Consider the following 15,374-nt stretch of genomic DNA (forward strand, 5'->3'; position numbering starts at 1 on the left):
AGCCACCGTCCTGTCAGCGGTCGATCCCGTAACGAGTCGGCATCGGCCCGCCGGGACACCCCTCGGGTCCGCCGAGCGGCGCGGCCCGGCGGGGTGCGGCCGGTCGGGGACCTCCAACGCACCTGAGGTGCGACGATGGGGGTCGGCGACCAGGAGAGGATGCCCGTCGGCTCGAGGTGGAGGTGCCCATGACCGCAGCGGTGTTCGACCACGACGGACCGTGGCTGGAGGAGGAGTACCTCGCCCTCGGCGAGACGCAGCAGCGCGTCGAACTCTTCGACGGGAGCCTCCACGTGACCCCAGCCCCCACCCCACGCCACCAGCGCATCGCCCGCCGGCTCGGCAGCGCCCTCGAACCTGGTGCCCAGGCGGCCGGGCTGGAACTGCTGGACGCGGTGAACGTCCGGCTCCGACAGGACCGCATCCCCATCCCCGACCTGGTCGTCACCGACCCGATCGACCTGAAGTACCCGTTCGTCGACGGGTGGGACGTACGGCTGGTCTGCGAGATCGTCTCGCCCGGCAACGCCGCCACCGACCGGGTGCTGAAGATGCACTACTACGCCGCGGCCGGCATCGAGTGGTACCTCCTGGTCGAGCAGGACACCCTCGTCGTCCAGCTGCACCGGCGGCGGCCCGACGGGCACTACGTCGAGGTGGCCGCCGCCGCACCGGGCGAGGTGCTGGAGCTGACCGAGCCGGTGCGCGCCACGATCCGCCCGGAGACGTTGCTGGACTGACAAGCGTCGGTGGGGTCGCCTAGGGTCATGGCCCATGACCGAGTTCGACGTGGCGACCGCCGCCGTACAGGCCGCGCTGGACGCCGGGGCGCGGTACGCCGACGTCCGGGTGATGCACCGCCGCTACGAGTCGATGTCGGCCCGTAACGGCGAGATCGAGGAACTGGCCCAGGACTCCGACCTCGGGCTCGGGGTACGCGCCCTGGTCGGGTCGAGCTGGGGCTTCTACGCCGTACCGGACCTGTCGGACGCCGCCGCCCGCGACGCCGGCCGGCGTGCCGCGCGGATCGCCGCCGCGAGCGCGCGGGTGCCCGGCCCGCCGGTGGAGCTGGTCGCCTCCCCCGCCGTCACCGCCAGCTGGGCCTCCTCCTGCGCGGTCGACCCGCTCGGCGTCTCGCTGAGCACCAAGGGTGACCTGCTGGTCGAGGCGACCGGGACGATGCGGGCCCACGGGGCCGACCTGGCCGAGGGGCTCTACCAGGTGTGGGACACCACGAAGTGGTTCGTCTCCAGCGAGGGCCACCGGATCGACCAGCACGTCCGTGAGTGCGGGGCGGGCATCTCGGCCACCTCGATCGGCGACGGCGAGACCCAGCGCCGCTCCTGGCCCAGCTACCGCGGCCAGTACGGCACCACCGGCTGGGAGCTGGTCGACTCGCTCGACCTGACCACGCACGCCGCCCGGATGGCCGAGGAGTCCCGGGCACTGCTCACCGCGCCGGTCTGCCCGGCCGGCGAGACCGACCTGATCCTCGGCGGCGAGCAGTTGGCGTTGCAGATCCACGAGTCGGTCGGGCACGCCATCGAGCTGGACCGGATCCTCGGCTGGGAGGCCGCGTTCGCCGGCACCTCCTGGCTGGATCTCGCCCAGCTCGGCTCGCTGCGCTACGGCTCCGAGCTGATGAACGTCACCATCGACCCGACCATCCCCGGCGCGCTGGGCAGCTTCGGCTTCGACGACGAGGGTTCCCCGGCGGTCGCCCGGGACGCGGTCCGCGCCGGACGCTGGGTCGGGGTGCTCGCCGGCCGGGATTCGGCCGCCGTCGCCGGCCTCGACTACGGCGGCAGTGTCCGCGCCGACGGGTGGGGGCGGCTGCCGATGGTCCGGATGACCAACGTCGGTCTGGAGCCGGGGCCGCACACCCTGGAGGAGATCATCGCCGCCACCGACGACGGGGTGCTGATGGACATCAACCGGTCCTGGTCGATCGACGACCGGCGGCTCAACTTCCAGTTCGGCTGCGAGATCGGCTGGGAGATCAAGAACGGTCGCCGGGGGCGGATGCTGCGCAACCCGACCTACACCGGCATCGGCCCGCTGTTCTGGCGCTCGATGGACATGCTCTCCTCGGAGATCGTGCCGTGGGGCACGCCGAACTGCGGCAAGGGCCAGCCGGGCCAGGTCGGGCACACCGGTCACCCGGCCGCGCCGGCCCGCTTCCGCAACGTCCGGGTGGGGGTGTCCGCGTGAGCGCGAGGAACGCAGCGAAGCGGAGTCCCGCAGCCGCGAACGAAGAAAGGCTCCGCGTGAGCGCGAGGAACGCAGCGGAGCGGAGTCCCGCAGCCGCGAACGAAAGCGGGTTCAGCGTGACCAGGGCCGGAGCTGGGCGGACGGGCGGGGGTGCCGGCATGACCGAGCGGGAACTCGCCGAACAGGTGGTGGAGCTGGTCCGCCGGTCGGCCGGCCCGGGCGCGCACGCCGAGGCCACGGTCTCCCGGAAGGACCTGGCGCTGACCCGGTTCGCCAACTCGTTCATCCACCAGAACGTCGCCGGGTCGAGTGTCGAGGTCCGGCTGCGGGTGCACGTCGACGGCCGTACGGCCACCGGCAGCGGCAGCCTGACCAGCCCGGACGGCCTGCGGGAGCTGGTCGAGCGGACGTTGGTGGCGGCCCGGCTCTGCCCGCCCGACCCGGCCTGGCCGGGACTGACCCCGCCCACCCCGATGCCGTCCGCCCCGGCCGCCGACGAGGCGACCGCGTACGCGGAGCCGGACGAGCGGGCCGCCCGGGTCCGCGCCTTCGTGGACGCGGCCGGTGGGCTGGAGACGGCCGGCTTCTGCCGCACCTCGCAGGAGTTCGCGGCGTTCGCCAACACCGCCGGGCACACCGCGTACGGCCGGATGGTCGAGGCGGCCATGGACGGCATCGCCCGTACCGGCGGGGTCGACGGGGTGGCGCGGCTGGCCGCCGACCGCCTCGCCGACCTGGACGGGGCGGTCCTGGGGGCGCAGGCGGCGGCGAAGGCACGGGCCGGCGTCGACCCGGTCGAGTTGCCGCCGGGGCGGTACGAGGTGGTCTTCGAGCCGGCCGCCGTGGCCGACCTGCTGCAGAATCTCTCGTACTGGGGCTTCAACGGCAAGGCGTACGCGGAGCGCAAGTCCTTCGCCGAGCTCGGCGCGGCGCAGTTCGACCCGGCGGTGACCCTGGTGGACGACCCGCTCGCCGGCAGCGGGCTGCCGTTCGACATCGAGGGCACCCCGCGCGGCGCGCTGCCCCTGGTGACGGCCGGTACGACCACCGGGGTGGCACACGACCGGCGGACCGCCGCCGCGGTGGGCGGCACGTCGACCGGGCACGCCAGCGGGGAGTCGCCCACCTTCGGGCCGTTCCCGGTGAACATCCGACTGCTCCCGGCCACCGCGCACGCGCACACCACGGGGCCGGAGCGCGCCGGGGGCGAGGTCACCGGGCCGGTGGCCGACCCGGACACCGCCGCGCTGGTCGCCGGCGTGCGCCGGGGCCTGCTGGTCAGCGACCTCTGGTACACGCGGGTGCTGGACCCGAAGGCGTTGACGGTGACCGGGCTGACCCGTAACGGGGTGTGGCTGGTCGAGGACGGGGTGGTCACCCGGGCGGTACGGAACCTCCGGTTCACCCAGGCGTACCCGAGGGCGCTCGCCCCCGGCGCGGTGCTCGGCCTGGGCCGCGTCCCGGTCCGCCAGCCGGCCCGCACCGAGCCGGTCTGGTGGAGCACTCCCCCCCTCCACCTGGCCAGTTGGAACTTCACCGGCAACGCCTCCGGCTAACCCCCCTCCCCCACCTCCCCTCCCCCCTCCCCCTCCTCCCCTCCCGCCCCGCGCCCGTCCCCCGCACCCTTGATCATGAAGTTGTTGTCACTCACACGGCGTGTCGCGGACAACAACTTCATGATCAACGGGGCGAGGGACGGGCGGAGGGCGGGCGGGAGGGCGGGGTGGGGGTGAGGTTCTTAACATCCGTGGGGGAAGGGCGGGGTCCGGCTTTCCATGGGACGGCTCACACGCGACACTCCCTGCGCGAACGGCTCGTACCGAGCGGCGTAACGTGTGTCACTTAGCTGCGTCGGTACGCCCCGGCGTGGCCTTGTGTGCGCAGGGGGACGTGGCTGCGGGGGCGGTGTGCCGGCCCGCGTGCCCGGCCGGAAGATGATCCGTGCCCGCGAGGGCCCCGTCAGGGAGACAACTGGAATGACTTCAACGGCAACGAGGCCGCGGGGTGCGCGAGCGCGCGCCGCCATCGCGGCGAAGACGTTGCGTACCGACCGCTGGTGGTTGGCGCCGCTGATCACGGTCATCGGCCTCGGCGCGTGGGTCACGTACGCGACGGTGCGGGTCTTCATGCACAAGTGGTACTGGGTCGACGAGTACCACTACCTGACCCCGTTCTACTCACCGTGTGTGACCGACCGGTGCGTGCCGGAGGCGTCGCACTTCGGGCAGTTCCTGCCCGGCTGGTGGATCATCCCGGACGCCGCGATGACCCTGCCGTTCCTGCTGCTGTTCCGGTTGACCTGCTACTACTACCGCAAGGCGTACTACCGGTCGTTCTGGCTGTCGCCGCCGGCCTGCGCCGTGCCGGACGGGCACAAGACGTACTCGGGTGAGACCCGCTTCCCGCTGCTGGGCCAGAACCTGCACCGGTACGCCTTCTACGCCGCCGCGATCATCTCGCTGATCAACACCTGGGACGCGATCCTCGCCTTCCACTCGCCGAAGGGCTTCGGCTTCGGGCTGGGCAACATCGTCCTGCTGGTCAACGTGATCATGCTGTGGGCGTACACGCTCTCCTGCCACTCCTGCCGGCACATCATCGGCGGCAAGCTGAAGCACTTCTCCAAGCACCCGGTCCGCTACCGCGCCTGGACGGGCATCTCGTGGTTGAACGTCCGGCACATGCAGCTCGCCTGGATCACCCTCGGCACGCTGGCGCTGACCGACTTCTACGTGATGGCGCTGGCCGCCGGCTGGTTCAGCGACCTGCGGTTCATCAACTAAAGGGCCCGGACACAGATGACTACGCGAATCGAACGACACCACTACGACGTCGTCGTGATCGGGGCTGGCGGCGCCGGCCTGCGGGCGGCGATCGAGGCCCGGCTGGCCGGCAAGAAGACCGCCATCATCTCCAAGTCGCTGTTCGGCAAGGCGCACACGGTGATGGCCGAGGGCGGGGCCGCCGCCGCGATGGGGAACGTGAACAGCCGGGACAACTGGCAGGTGCACTTCCGGGACACCATGCGGGGCGGCAAGTTCCTGAACAACTTCCGGATGGCCGAGCTGCACGCGAAGGAGTCGCCGCAGCGGATCTGGGAGCTGGAGACGTACGGTGCGCTCTTCGACCGTACGAAGGACGGCAAGATCTCGCAGCGGAACTTCGGCGGACACGAGTACCCGCGGCTGGCGCACGTCGGTGACCGGACCGGCCTGGAGCTGATCCGTACCCTCCAGCAGAAGATCGTCTCCCTCCAGCAGGAGGACAAGAAGGAGTTCGGGAACTACGAGGCCCGGATCAAGGTCTTCGCCGAGACCACCATCACCGAGCTGCTGCTGGACGGCGACCGGGTGGCCGGCGCGTTCGGCTACTACCGGGAGTCCGGCGAGTTCGTGCTGTTCGAGGCCCCGGCGGTGGTGCTCGCCACCGGCGGCGTCGGCCGGTCGTACAAGGTCACCTCGAACTCGTGGGAGTACACCGGGGACGGGCACGCGCTGGCGCTGCGCGCCGGCGGCACCCTGATCAACATGGAGTTCCTCCAGTTCCACCCGACCGGCATGGTCTGGCCGCCCTCGGTGAAGGGCATCCTGGTCACCGAGTCGGTGCGGGGTGACGGTGGCGTCCTGAAGAACTCCGAGGGCAAGCGGTTCATGTTCGACTACGTGCCGGACGTGTTCCGCAAGCAGTACGCGGACAACGAGGCCGAGGCGGACCGCTGGTACAAGGACCCGGACAACAACCGGCGTCCCCCGGAGCTGCTGCCCCGCGACGAGGTGGCCCGCGCGATCAACAGCGAGGTCAAGGCCGGTCGCGGCACCCCGGCCGGCGGCGTCTACCTGGACATCGCCTCCCGGCTGCCGGCCGAGGAGATCCGCCGTCGTCTCCCGTCGATGTACCACCAGTTCAAGGAGCTGGCCGACGTCGACATCACCAAGGAGCCGATGGAGGTCGGGCCGACCTGCCACTACGTGATGGGTGGCGTCGAGGTGGACCCGGACTCCGGGGCCGCGTACGGCAACGTGCGGGGCCTGTACGCCGCCGGTGAGGTCTCCGGCGGTATGCACGGCTCGAACCGGCTCGGCGGGAACTCCCTGTCCGACCTGCTGGTCTTCGGTAAGCGGGCGGGCGGGCACGCGGCCACGTACGCCGACGGGCTGACCGCCCGGCCGAAGGTGCCGGTGGACGCGGTGGAGGCGGCGGTGGAGACCGCGCTGGCCCCGCTCCAGCGGGACACCGGCGAGAACCCGTACACCCTCCAGCAGGACCTCCAGGCGGTGATGGGCGACCTGGTCGGCATCATCCGGCGCGAGGGTGAGCTGGCCGACGCGCTGGTCCGGCTGGCCGAGCTGCGGGAGCGGGTGGCGAAGGTCAGCGCGGCCGGTGGCCGGCGGTACAACCCGGGTTGGCACCTGGCGCTGGACCTGCGCAACATGCTGGTGGTCTCGGAGTGCACCGCGAAGGCGGCGTTGGAGCGGCAGGAGTCGCGCGGCGGGCACACCCGGGAGGACTTCCCGAAGATGGACCCGACGTGGCGCCGGGTCAACCTGGTCTGCTCGCTGGACGGCGACACGGTCCGCCTGGAGCACAAGCCGCTGCCGAAGATGCGGGCCGAGCTGATCGGCCTGTTCGACCGGGCGGAGTTGGCGAAGTACCTGACCGACGAGGAGCTGGCCGACTTCGACGCCCTCGTCGCCGACGCCGAAGCTGAACAGGAGCGCTGAGGAAATGGGTAACGCGAACACTCCGGCGCCCGGCAAGCCGGGCAGCAAGCGCCAATTCCGGATCTGGCGGGGCGACGAGAACGGCGGCGACCTGCAGGACTACACGGTCGAGGTGAACGAGGGCGAGGTCGTCCTCGACATCATCCACCGGCTCCAGGCCACCGAGGCCCCGGACCTGGCCTGCCGGTGGAACTGCAAGGCCGGCAAGTGCGGGTCCTGCTCGATGGAGATCAACGGCATGCCCAAGCTGGGCTGCATGACCCGGATGTCGACGTTCGAGGAGAACGAGACCGTCACGGTCACCCCACTGCGGACCTTCCCGATCATCCGGGACCTGGTCACCGACGTGTCGTTCAACTACGAGAAGGCCCGGGAGACGCCGGCCTTCGCGCCGCCGGAGGACCTGGCCCCGGGCGAGTACCGGATGCAGCAGGTGGACGTGGAACGCTCGCAGGAGTTCCGCAAGTGCATCGAGTGCTTCCTGTGCCAGAACACCTGCCACGTGATCCGGGACCACGAGGAGAACAAGCACGCGTTCGCCGGTCCGCGGTACTTCATCCGGGCGGCCGAGCTGGACATGCACCCGCTCGACACGAAGTCCGACCGCAAGGAGTACGCGCAGGCCGAGCAGGGTCTGGGCTTCTGCAACATCACGAAGTGCTGCACCGAGGTCTGCCCCGAGCACATCAAGATCACCGACAACGGCATCATCCCGATGAAGGAAAGGGTCGTCGATCGGAAGTATGATCCCCTGGTGTGGCTTGGTAGCAAGATCTTCCGTCGGGGCCAGGACGAGTCCACCGGGACCGTCACGAAGCCGCAGCTCGGTGTGCACCACGGGCTGCACTCGCACGCCGGTGGCTCGCACGATCCAGGGGCCGAGGCGCAGGCGCAGCGCGGCCTGAACTGGAACCGTGAGGTGCCCAGGCCGACCCTGCCGGCGGTCGACGACCGGGGCAAGCTGCCGTTGAGCGAACTCACCTTCGACCGGGCCGCCGCGCCGTCGCCGTTCGGTGACGACGTGACGTTCCCGCTCCCGGCCGAGCATCTCAACTACGCGCACCCGGAGCAGGACGAGAAGAAGCAGCACTGAGCAGGGCATCGACACGACGACGGGGGTCGTGCGGCGGAAGCCGCACGACCCCGTCCGCGTTGGCACGCGGTAACGGATGTAACCCGCCGGCCACAGGTGTGACACGTTCCCGGTCCCGTCGCGGTGGGGTGGGACGACGTGGCGGGAGCCCGTCAGGCCGGGTCGGTCAGGGACGTTCGAGGAGAGGACGGAGCGCGGCGACGATGGGAACGTCGGCGGGAAGCCAGGTGACGGTGTCGAGTTCGTCGGCGGTCAGCCAGCGCAGCTCGGCGTGCTCCAGCGCCTGCGGCTGGTCGCCGCCGAGGATCCGCGCCGCGTACACCCGGAGCAGGGAGCGGCCGTGCGCCATCCGGACGTCCGGGCCGACCCGGTCGCCGACCTCGACCCGTACGGCGAGTTCCTCGACGCACTCGCGGGCCAGGGCCGCGGTCTCGGTCTCCCCCGGTTCGACCTTGCCGCCGGGGAACTCCCACCGGCCGGCGACCTCGGGCGGGGCGGACCGGGCGCAGGCCAGCACCCGCCCACCGGAGACGATCGCCGCGCCGACGACGACCTTCGGCTCGCGGCGTTCGCTCTGGCCACCATCGGTAATCCGTTCGGTCCGCACGGCTGACCAGCGTGCCAGATCAATCGGCGGTTTGGGTACCTCGGCCGACCGCTAGGCCAGTAAGACAGGGAAGTGTGGGCGTGGACACACCCTCCATGCGACGACAAACTGGGACGACCAACAAGGACACGGGATGGCGACGATTTGGCCACAAGCCGGCGACGACGCCTGGGAGGTGCGGTGATGCGCGCTCTGTTCCGCAGTCGGGCCAAGGGTGACTACCTCAGCGACGCGCTCACCCTGCTCTCCGGGTGGACCCGGGACGGCGAACAGATCCGGCGGACGCTGGTCATCGACGACTCCCAGCACGCCGCGCTGACCGAGCGGGTCAAGGTGGTGGCGGACGCCCTGCACCTGCGTCCCGAGATCAGCCGCTCCGCCGACCGCACCCAGATCTGCGTGGGACACCGGGGCGACGAGCCGCTCAGCGAGGGCGAGGTCCTGTTGGCCGCCCGGATAGAGGACGCCTACCGGACGGTCACCGGTTCCTGACCGGTTCCTGAGAGTCACCTTGGCGATACGTCGACGGTCGCCGGGCTTACATTTGCGAACTTCCTTCACGGATACCGTCGGGTACCCGCGTTGTCACGGCCGTGTCGGCGCGGAGACGGGGAGGTGGCGGTTCTTGCACAACCGCCACCTCCATGGCCTCACTCGACCGTAGGAGGAATCGTGAGGACTCTCAGCAGGATAGCCGCCGCACTCGCCCTGACGGGAGCACTGCTGTTCGCGGGCGCTCCCGTGGCGGCCCAGGCCACCGACGAAGGCGTCAGCCGGGTCACCTCGGCGCAGGGGCCGACCGCTCCCGGGACGGCCGTCCGCGTGCCGGAGGGCGACGTCAGCGCCGCCGGCTGGTACGACTGCCCGAGCGGCAGCCTGTGCGTCTGGAGCGGCCCGGAGGCGACCGGCTCGCGCTGCACCTGGTCCGGCGCCGACGCGGACTGGTACAGCGGGAGCATCCAGTGCTCATGGGCGGACAACCAGCCTGTGCGGTCGCTGTTCAACCGTGGGACGAGCAGCAGCTACTGGGGTGTCGTGGTCTACGCGGGCGCGAACTACGGCGGCGTGTACGGCTGTCTCCAGCAGGGGTACGCGATGTACGACATCTCGTACTCCTTCCGGTCCCACCGCTGGCGGACGTCCTGCGGCTAGTGTTCCGCGCCACCACCGGTTGAGCGGTCACGCGGCACGGACCGCCGGGGTACGGGGAGCAGGACGGCACGCCGGTGGCGGCCCTGCTCCCCGCTTCCGTCGGCGGAACGAGCGCCCGGTCGCGGGACGCGCTTCCGACCCGACGGGCGGGACGAGCGCCCGGTCGCGGGCCGTGCCGCCGAGTCGGCCGGGACGAACGTCCGACTCGGCGGAGGTGGCACACCCCGCCTAGCGTGGAATTCATGGCGAACGCGACGTACGACCGGAAAGAGCAGTACAACCAGATCCAGAGTGGTCTGCTCCAGGGCGAGCAGATCATCGCCGTCTACGACGCCATCGGTACCGGCACCGGGTTCATCGGCCTGACCGACCGGCGCGTGATCATCCAGGACCGTTCCTTCGTGGGCAAGCGGTTCGCGATCACCAGCATCCCGTACTCGAAGATCACCAGCGTGAGTGTGGTCAGCAACAAGTCGTGGGGTGGGCAGTTCTTCTCCACCGGGGCGATCGCGATCCACGTCGGCACGCACACCTACGAGGTCGAGTTCCGGGGGTCGGACAAGACCCACCACGTGCACAACGTGATCCTGCACTACATCAGCTGAGACAAATGGGTTGCCGGGTGCCCGCCGGGGCCGGTTGGCTGAGGGGGACGCCGAACGAAGGGAGCCGATCATGAGTCACGCGCCGAGGTCCGTCCCGGTAGGAACCAGCCAACCCACGGAATCGAGGCTTCGTGAGTACGTGCACTCCCGCAGTTCCGGCGCTGCCCCGCGCCACTGACCGCACCACCCCGGGAGGTCGCTGATGTCGATCTTCGACGATCCCGGGCTGTTCGGCCGACTCTGGGCCGACGCCTACGACGGCCCCGGCGGCAACCCGGACCCGGCCCCGGCCGTCGACTTCCTCGCCGACCTGGCTGAACTGGCCGACCTGGCCGACGGCGGCCCGGTCCTGGAACTCGCCATCGGCACCGGTCGGGTCGCCCTGCCGCTCGCCGACCGGGGCATCCCGGTCGAGGGCGTCGAGGCGTCCCCGGAAATGGTGGCGAAGATGCGCGCCAAGCCCGGCGGCGACCGCGTCCCGGTCACCATCGGCGACATGGCGGACGTGCCGGTGGCCGGCCCGTACCGGCTGGCGTACCTGGTGTTCAACACGCTGTTCAACCTGGTCCGCGCCGAGCGGCAGGCGGACTGCTTCCGCAACGTCGCCCGGGTCCTCGCGCCCGGCGGCGCGTTCGTCGTGGAGGCGTTCGTGCCGGACCCGGCCGACTTCCACCGGGACGAACAGGTCCGGATGCGGGAGGTGACCGAGGACTCGGCCACCATCCGGCTGCACCAGTACGACCGGGCGGCACAGACGTTCGTCCGGCAGACCATCCGGTTCGACGCCGACGGCGTCCACCTGCATCCGTTCGCGATGCGGTACCTCTGGCCGCAGCAGATCGACGAACTCGCGGAGCAGGCCGGCCTCCGGCTCGCCGAGCGGTACGTCGACTGGGGCCGGACGCCGTTCGACACCGACAGTCGGACGCACGTCTCCGTCTACCGCAAGCCGTAGGCAGGAGCGGCCCGACCGGCGGCCGGGAACGCGCTCACGACAGCACGCCCGGCCGCCGGGAACGCGCTCACAGCGGCACGACCGGCGGCCGGGGGGTGGCGTGAATGCCCCGCCCCGGCCGCCGGGGCGGGGCGAGCCACGTCGGCCCGCGCCCCTACGAGGTGGGGTTCCGCTGCTCACCCGCCGTCGCGGTGGCCGGGCGGGCACCGACATCAGCACCGGCACCGGCACCAGCACCGACATCAGCACCGGTGGCGATCAGGGCGTCGAGGATGCCCCGGGCCGCAGTGAGCCGCTCGATCTGCGCGCTGATCCGCGCCCGCTCCTCGGCGAGTCCGTCGAGGAGTTCCGGGCAGGTGGGGGCGAGCACCGTCCGGTCGTCCGGGACGCAGGGCAGGATCTCGGCGATCGCCGTCGTACCGAGCCCGGCCGAGAGCAGCAGCCGGATGTGCCGCACGGTGAGCAACGCGCTGGCGTCGTACTCGCGGTAGCCGCTCGCCCGACGTCGGGGCCGCAGCAGGCCCTGGCTCTCGTAGTAGCGCAGCGCCCGCGGGCTCACTCCGGTCCGCTGCGCCAACTCCCCGATCCGCATCGGTACAGCAGACCGCAGACTTGACTTTGACGTCAACGTCAAGGTCTACCGTCGCCGGCATGAGCGAACACGAACCCGATCCACGTACCCCGGTGGCGGTGCTCGGCCTCGGTCCGATGGGACAGGCGCTGGCCGGTGCCCTTCTCGCGGCAGGCGTCCCCACCATCGTCTGGAACCGTTCCCCGGCCCGCGCCGAGCCACTCGTCGCGCGGGGCGCCACCGCCGCGCCGACCGTCCCGGCGGCGGTACGGCAGGCCCGGCTGCTGATCGTCTGCCTGCTCGACCCGGAGGCGGTGCGGTCCGTCCTGGCCCGGCACGACAACTGGACCGGCCGTACGCTGGTCGACCTCACCAGCGGGCGCCCGGACACGGCACGGCACCTGGCCCGGTGGGCGGACGACCAGGGGGTGGACCTGCTGGCCGGGGCGATCCTCACCCCGACCCCGACGATCGGCACCCCGGCGGCCACGATCCTCTGTTCGGGTTCCCGCTCGGCCTTCGACACCAGCCTGCCGGCCCTGACCGCGCTCGGCGGCCAGCCCACCTACCTCGGCACCGACCCGGGCAGCGCGGCGGCGTACGACGTGGCGCTGCTCGACCTGTTCGCCACGACGGTCAGCGGCCTGACCCACGCCCTCGCGCTGGCCTCGGCCGAGGGCCTCGCCCCGGCCGCGTTCGCCAGGTACGCCAGCGGGATGGGCGGCATGCTCGGGGAGATGGCCGGCCGGTTCGCCGAGCAACTCGACGCGGGCCACTTCCCCGGCGACCGGTCCACCATCGCCTCGGCCAGCTCGGGCATCAACCATGTGATCGAGGTCGCCGAGACGCACGGCCTCGACACCGGCGTACTGCGGGCCGCCCGCCGGGTCATCGACCGCGCCGTCACCGCCGGCCACGGCCAGGACGGCCTGGCCCGACTGGCCCGGTGCCTGACGCCGACCACCGGGCACTGAACCTCGCGGGACGCGGCCCGTCCCCCATGGCGGTGCCGCGTCCCGCGCCGACCGGCGGCGCTGCTCACCTCCGGGTCGACGCCGCCGCCGCGGCGGTCCGGGTCCCGGGCCGCCGCGCACCGCCGGCAGGTCGCGCCAAGATCGGACCGTGGCCGGGGCTGGGATACTGGGCACCATGCGGCAGGGGCTGGGCTGGGTGCGCAGGGTGTGGCAGGTGACGTTCGGGGCGGTCCCACGCTGGCTACGCTGGGCCGTCCTGGCCGGTGCCGTCGGGGCGGTGCTGCTGACCGCCGGTACGGTCGCCAGCGTGGCCTGGGTACGCAGCGGTGCCGAGGGACGCGTCTTCACCGCCGAGGACGTACCGCAGGCCCCGGTGGCGCTGGTGCTGGGCACCAAGGTGTACCCGGACGGCACCCCGTCGCCGTTCCTCACCGGCCGGCTGGAGATCGCCCGTACCCTGCTCGCCACCGGCAAGGTCTCCGCGATCCTGGTCTCCGGCGACAACATGAACCACGACTACAACGAGCCGGCCGCGATGCGCCGCTGGCTGGTCGACCGGGGCGTACCCGCCGACAAGGTGGTGCTCGACCATGCCGGCTTCGACACGTACGACTCGTGTGCCCGCGCGAAGCGGGTCTTCGGGGTGGACCGGGCCACCGTGGTCACCCAGACGTTCCACCTGCCCCGCGCGGTGACCGTGTGCCGGCAACTCGGCGTCGACGCGTACGGGGTCGGCGACGAGACCGCGAAGGCGTACGACCGGACCTGGCGGATCAGCTCCAGCCGGGAGAAACTGGCCGCCGTGAAGGCCGCCGTGGACGTGCTCTCCGGCCGCGACCCGGTACACCTCGGCCGCCCCGAGACCGGCGTCGAGGATGCGCTACGCCGCCCCTGAGCCGGGCCGTTGTCGGACCGTCGTTGCAGCGGCCGACCCGGTCACCCCGGTCGCTTCCGGGGTCGGTCCGGGCGTGCCGGCGACCGCCACGCCCGGCGTATGCGGCAGCCAGTACCCGGCGAACGCCCCGGCGGTCGGCAGGTAGCAGAGCCGGCCGTCGATCCAGGCGCTGGCACCCACCGGGGCCGTCGACGGCCGGGAGAAAATCACCGTCCGCTCCCCGACCACCTGGCCCGAACCGTCGTACCGGTACCCGGTGTAGCTGCCGGCCTGCACGGTGAGCAGCCGGGACGGCGTGTAGTCGTGGCGTGCCGTCACACCGAGCAGTTCCCGCTCGCCGTACGCCTCCGCCACCAGGTAGCCGGCGAACACGCCGTTGGTCATCCGGTAGTGGATTCCCCGCCCGTACACCCGGATGCGCTGGTCGGCGGCGGCGGACGAGATCCGGGACAGGACCACGCTCCGCTGCTCGACGACCCGGCCGGCCGGGTCGAAGCGGTAACCGACGTGGGTACCGGGAGCGAACCGGACCGTGCCGGCCACCGCGGGCGGCGGATAGTCGTCCCGGAGCAGGTCGGCGTACCGGGCGAAGACGGGTGCGCCGGTCGACGAGTACAGCTTCAGCAGCAGCGTGACGTGCAGCGGGTGGTAGTTGGCATAGCTGTACGGGCACCCGATCGAGTACCTGCTGAGCCACTGCGGTAGCCGCTGGTCGGTCGGTACGTACCGGCGCATCGTGGTGGCCGCCCCGTCGAACAGTGCCACGGCGGCTGGGGCCCGGGTGATCCGCCAGTAGTCGTAGACGCCGAACAGGGCGAGGATCTGGCCGTTGAACACCCGTTCGCCCTGGACGGTGCCGCTGGTCGGGTACTCCTCCAACCAGAGCTGGCCGGACGGGTCGACCCAGCTCACCCAGGGCACACCGAGCTGGGGAGCCAGGTCGAGACTGGCGAACGTCCGGTCGGCGGCGAGCCGCCATTCCGGGTCGCCGGTCAGCTCGTAGAGCCAGACGAAGAGACTCAGCAGCTGCCCCTGGGCCATCGCGCTGTACCAGGGGGCCTGGATCGTTCCCCCGTCGCACCGGGAGAACTCGAAGGGGTACGGGTACCACCAGGCGTCCCGGGAGACCACCCGGCGGTCCAGGTTGCGCCGGGCCTGCGCGATGGCCCGGTCCAGGAAGAACCGGTCCCCGGTGTTCCGGTAGCTGACCAGGTTGTCGAATCCGTAGCCCGCCTGCGCCACCGGGTGGTCGTAGAGCTGGCCCTGCCACAGGAACAGCCGCACCCCGTCCTCGTCGTGCGGCCCGCTGTCGTACCGGGGGGCGGGTGCCTCGTCCCGGTACGGCAGGTCGGCCTCCGCCACGCCGAGCGGCCGGTAGCCGTCCCGGGCGTACCCGTCGATCGTCGTCACCGCCGCCGTCGTCGCAGCGGCCGGCACCGCTGCGGTGGCCGGAGCGAGCAGCCCGGCAACCGCCACGATCGCCACGACCAGCACACCCGCACCCATGGCGCCCCCAGCCAGCATCCTCATTCACCTGCCTCAACGAGGAACCCGGGCGACCGGGGCCCGGCCTGTCGGAATCCTGACCGC

Annotated in this window: 15 protein-coding genes; 12 read left to right on the forward strand and 3 right to left on the reverse strand. The window is 71.7% G+C overall.

The window, feature by feature from the left end; translation table 11 throughout:
- The first annotated feature begins 188 nt into the window (after window positions 1-188).
- The 6 genes from PVK37_RS01600 (at window position 189) to PVK37_RS01625 (ending at window position 8,025) form a co-directional block, all read left to right on the forward strand.
- Window positions 189-740, forward strand: a complete 552-nt coding sequence (locus PVK37_RS01600) for a Uma2 family endonuclease (protein ID WP_275031885.1) — start codon at window positions 189-191, stop codon at window positions 738-740.
- 34 nt (window positions 741-774) lie between these two features.
- Window positions 775-2,211, forward strand: a complete 1,437-nt coding sequence (locus PVK37_RS01605) for a TldD/PmbA family protein (protein WP_275031886.1) — start codon at window positions 775-777, stop codon at window positions 2,209-2,211.
- A 158-nt stretch (window positions 2,212-2,369) separates the two neighbouring features.
- On the forward strand, window positions 2,370-3,767 hold the full coding sequence (locus tag PVK37_RS01610) for a TldD/PmbA family protein (RefSeq protein ID WP_275031887.1): 1,398 nt from the start codon (window positions 2,370-2,372) through the stop codon (window positions 3,765-3,767).
- 420 nt (window positions 3,768-4,187) lie between these two features.
- Complete coding sequence (locus PVK37_RS01615) at window positions 4,188-4,994, forward strand: hypothetical protein (RefSeq protein WP_275031888.1); 807 nt, start codon at window positions 4,188-4,190, stop codon at window positions 4,992-4,994.
- A gap of 15 nt (window positions 4,995-5,009) precedes the next feature.
- Complete coding sequence (locus PVK37_RS01620; protein WP_275031889.1) at window positions 5,010-6,932, forward strand: fumarate reductase/succinate dehydrogenase flavoprotein subunit; 1,923 nt, start codon at window positions 5,010-5,012, stop codon at window positions 6,930-6,932.
- A 4-nt stretch (window positions 6,933-6,936) separates the two neighbouring features.
- Window positions 6,937-8,025, forward strand: a complete 1,089-nt coding sequence (locus PVK37_RS01625) for a succinate dehydrogenase/fumarate reductase iron-sulfur subunit (RefSeq protein WP_275031890.1) — start codon at window positions 6,937-6,939, stop codon at window positions 8,023-8,025.
- Between the two features lie 166 nt (window positions 8,026-8,191).
- Here PVK37_RS01625 and PVK37_RS01630 read toward each other — a convergent pair whose 3' ends face one another.
- Window positions 8,192-8,632, reverse strand: a complete 441-nt coding sequence (locus PVK37_RS01630; RefSeq protein WP_275031891.1) for a (deoxy)nucleoside triphosphate pyrophosphohydrolase — start codon at window positions 8,630-8,632, stop codon at window positions 8,192-8,194.
- Window positions 8,633-8,815: 183 nt separating this feature from the next.
- Here PVK37_RS01630 and PVK37_RS01635 point away from each other — a divergent pair, with 183 nt between their 5' ends.
- The 4 genes from PVK37_RS01635 to PVK37_RS01650 all read left to right on the forward strand — a co-directional run bounded on the left by PVK37_RS01635 (window position 8,816) and on the right by PVK37_RS01650 (window position 11,344).
- Window positions 8,816-9,124, forward strand: coding sequence for a 4a-hydroxytetrahydrobiopterin dehydratase (locus PVK37_RS01635; protein WP_275031892.1), 309 nt, complete (start codon window positions 8,816-8,818; stop codon window positions 9,122-9,124).
- Between the two features lie 180 nt (window positions 9,125-9,304).
- On the forward strand, window positions 9,305-9,784 hold the full coding sequence (locus PVK37_RS01640; protein ID WP_275031893.1) for a peptidase inhibitor family I36 protein: 480 nt from the start codon (window positions 9,305-9,307) through the stop codon (window positions 9,782-9,784).
- 242 nt (window positions 9,785-10,026) lie between these two features.
- Entirely contained in the window at window positions 10,027-10,389 is a 363-nt protein-coding gene (locus PVK37_RS01645; RefSeq protein WP_275031894.1) for a PH domain-containing protein, read from the forward strand.
- 202 nt (window positions 10,390-10,591) lie between these two features.
- A complete protein-coding gene (locus tag PVK37_RS01650) occupies window positions 10,592-11,344 on the forward strand; it encodes a class I SAM-dependent DNA methyltransferase (protein ID WP_275031895.1) in 753 nt (250 codons plus the stop codon).
- A 154-nt stretch (window positions 11,345-11,498) separates the two neighbouring features.
- Here PVK37_RS01650 and PVK37_RS01655 read toward each other — a convergent pair whose 3' ends face one another.
- On the reverse strand, window positions 11,499-11,936 hold the full coding sequence (locus PVK37_RS01655; protein WP_275031896.1) for a MerR family transcriptional regulator: 438 nt from the start codon (window positions 11,934-11,936) through the stop codon (window positions 11,499-11,501).
- 59 nt (window positions 11,937-11,995) lie between these two features.
- Between PVK37_RS01655 and PVK37_RS01660 the strand changes: the two genes are divergently transcribed.
- Window positions 11,996-12,889 carry an NAD(P)-dependent oxidoreductase gene (locus PVK37_RS01660; RefSeq protein ID WP_275031897.1) on the forward strand — a complete coding sequence of 298 codons (894 nt, stop codon included), beginning with the start codon at window positions 11,996-11,998 and terminating at the stop codon, window positions 12,887-12,889.
- 175 nt (window positions 12,890-13,064) lie between these two features.
- Window positions 13,065-13,784: a SanA/YdcF family protein gene (locus tag PVK37_RS01665; protein ID WP_275031898.1), complete on the forward strand. Its 720-nt coding sequence runs from the start codon at window positions 13,065-13,067 to the stop codon at window positions 13,782-13,784.
- Here PVK37_RS01665 and PVK37_RS01670 read toward each other — a convergent pair.
- Window positions 13,770-15,308, reverse strand: coding sequence for a D-glucuronyl C5-epimerase family protein (locus PVK37_RS01670; RefSeq protein ID WP_275031899.1), 1,539 nt, complete (start codon window positions 15,306-15,308; stop codon window positions 13,770-13,772). The genes PVK37_RS01665 and PVK37_RS01670 overlap by 15 nt on opposite strands.
- Window positions 15,309-15,374: the final 66 nt, after the last annotated feature.

Origin of the sequence: Micromonospora cathayae (assembly GCF_028993575.1) — a bacterium.
In the GTDB taxonomy this organism is placed as follows: domain Bacteria; phylum Actinomycetota; class Actinomycetes; order Mycobacteriales; family Micromonosporaceae; genus Micromonospora; species Micromonospora cathayae.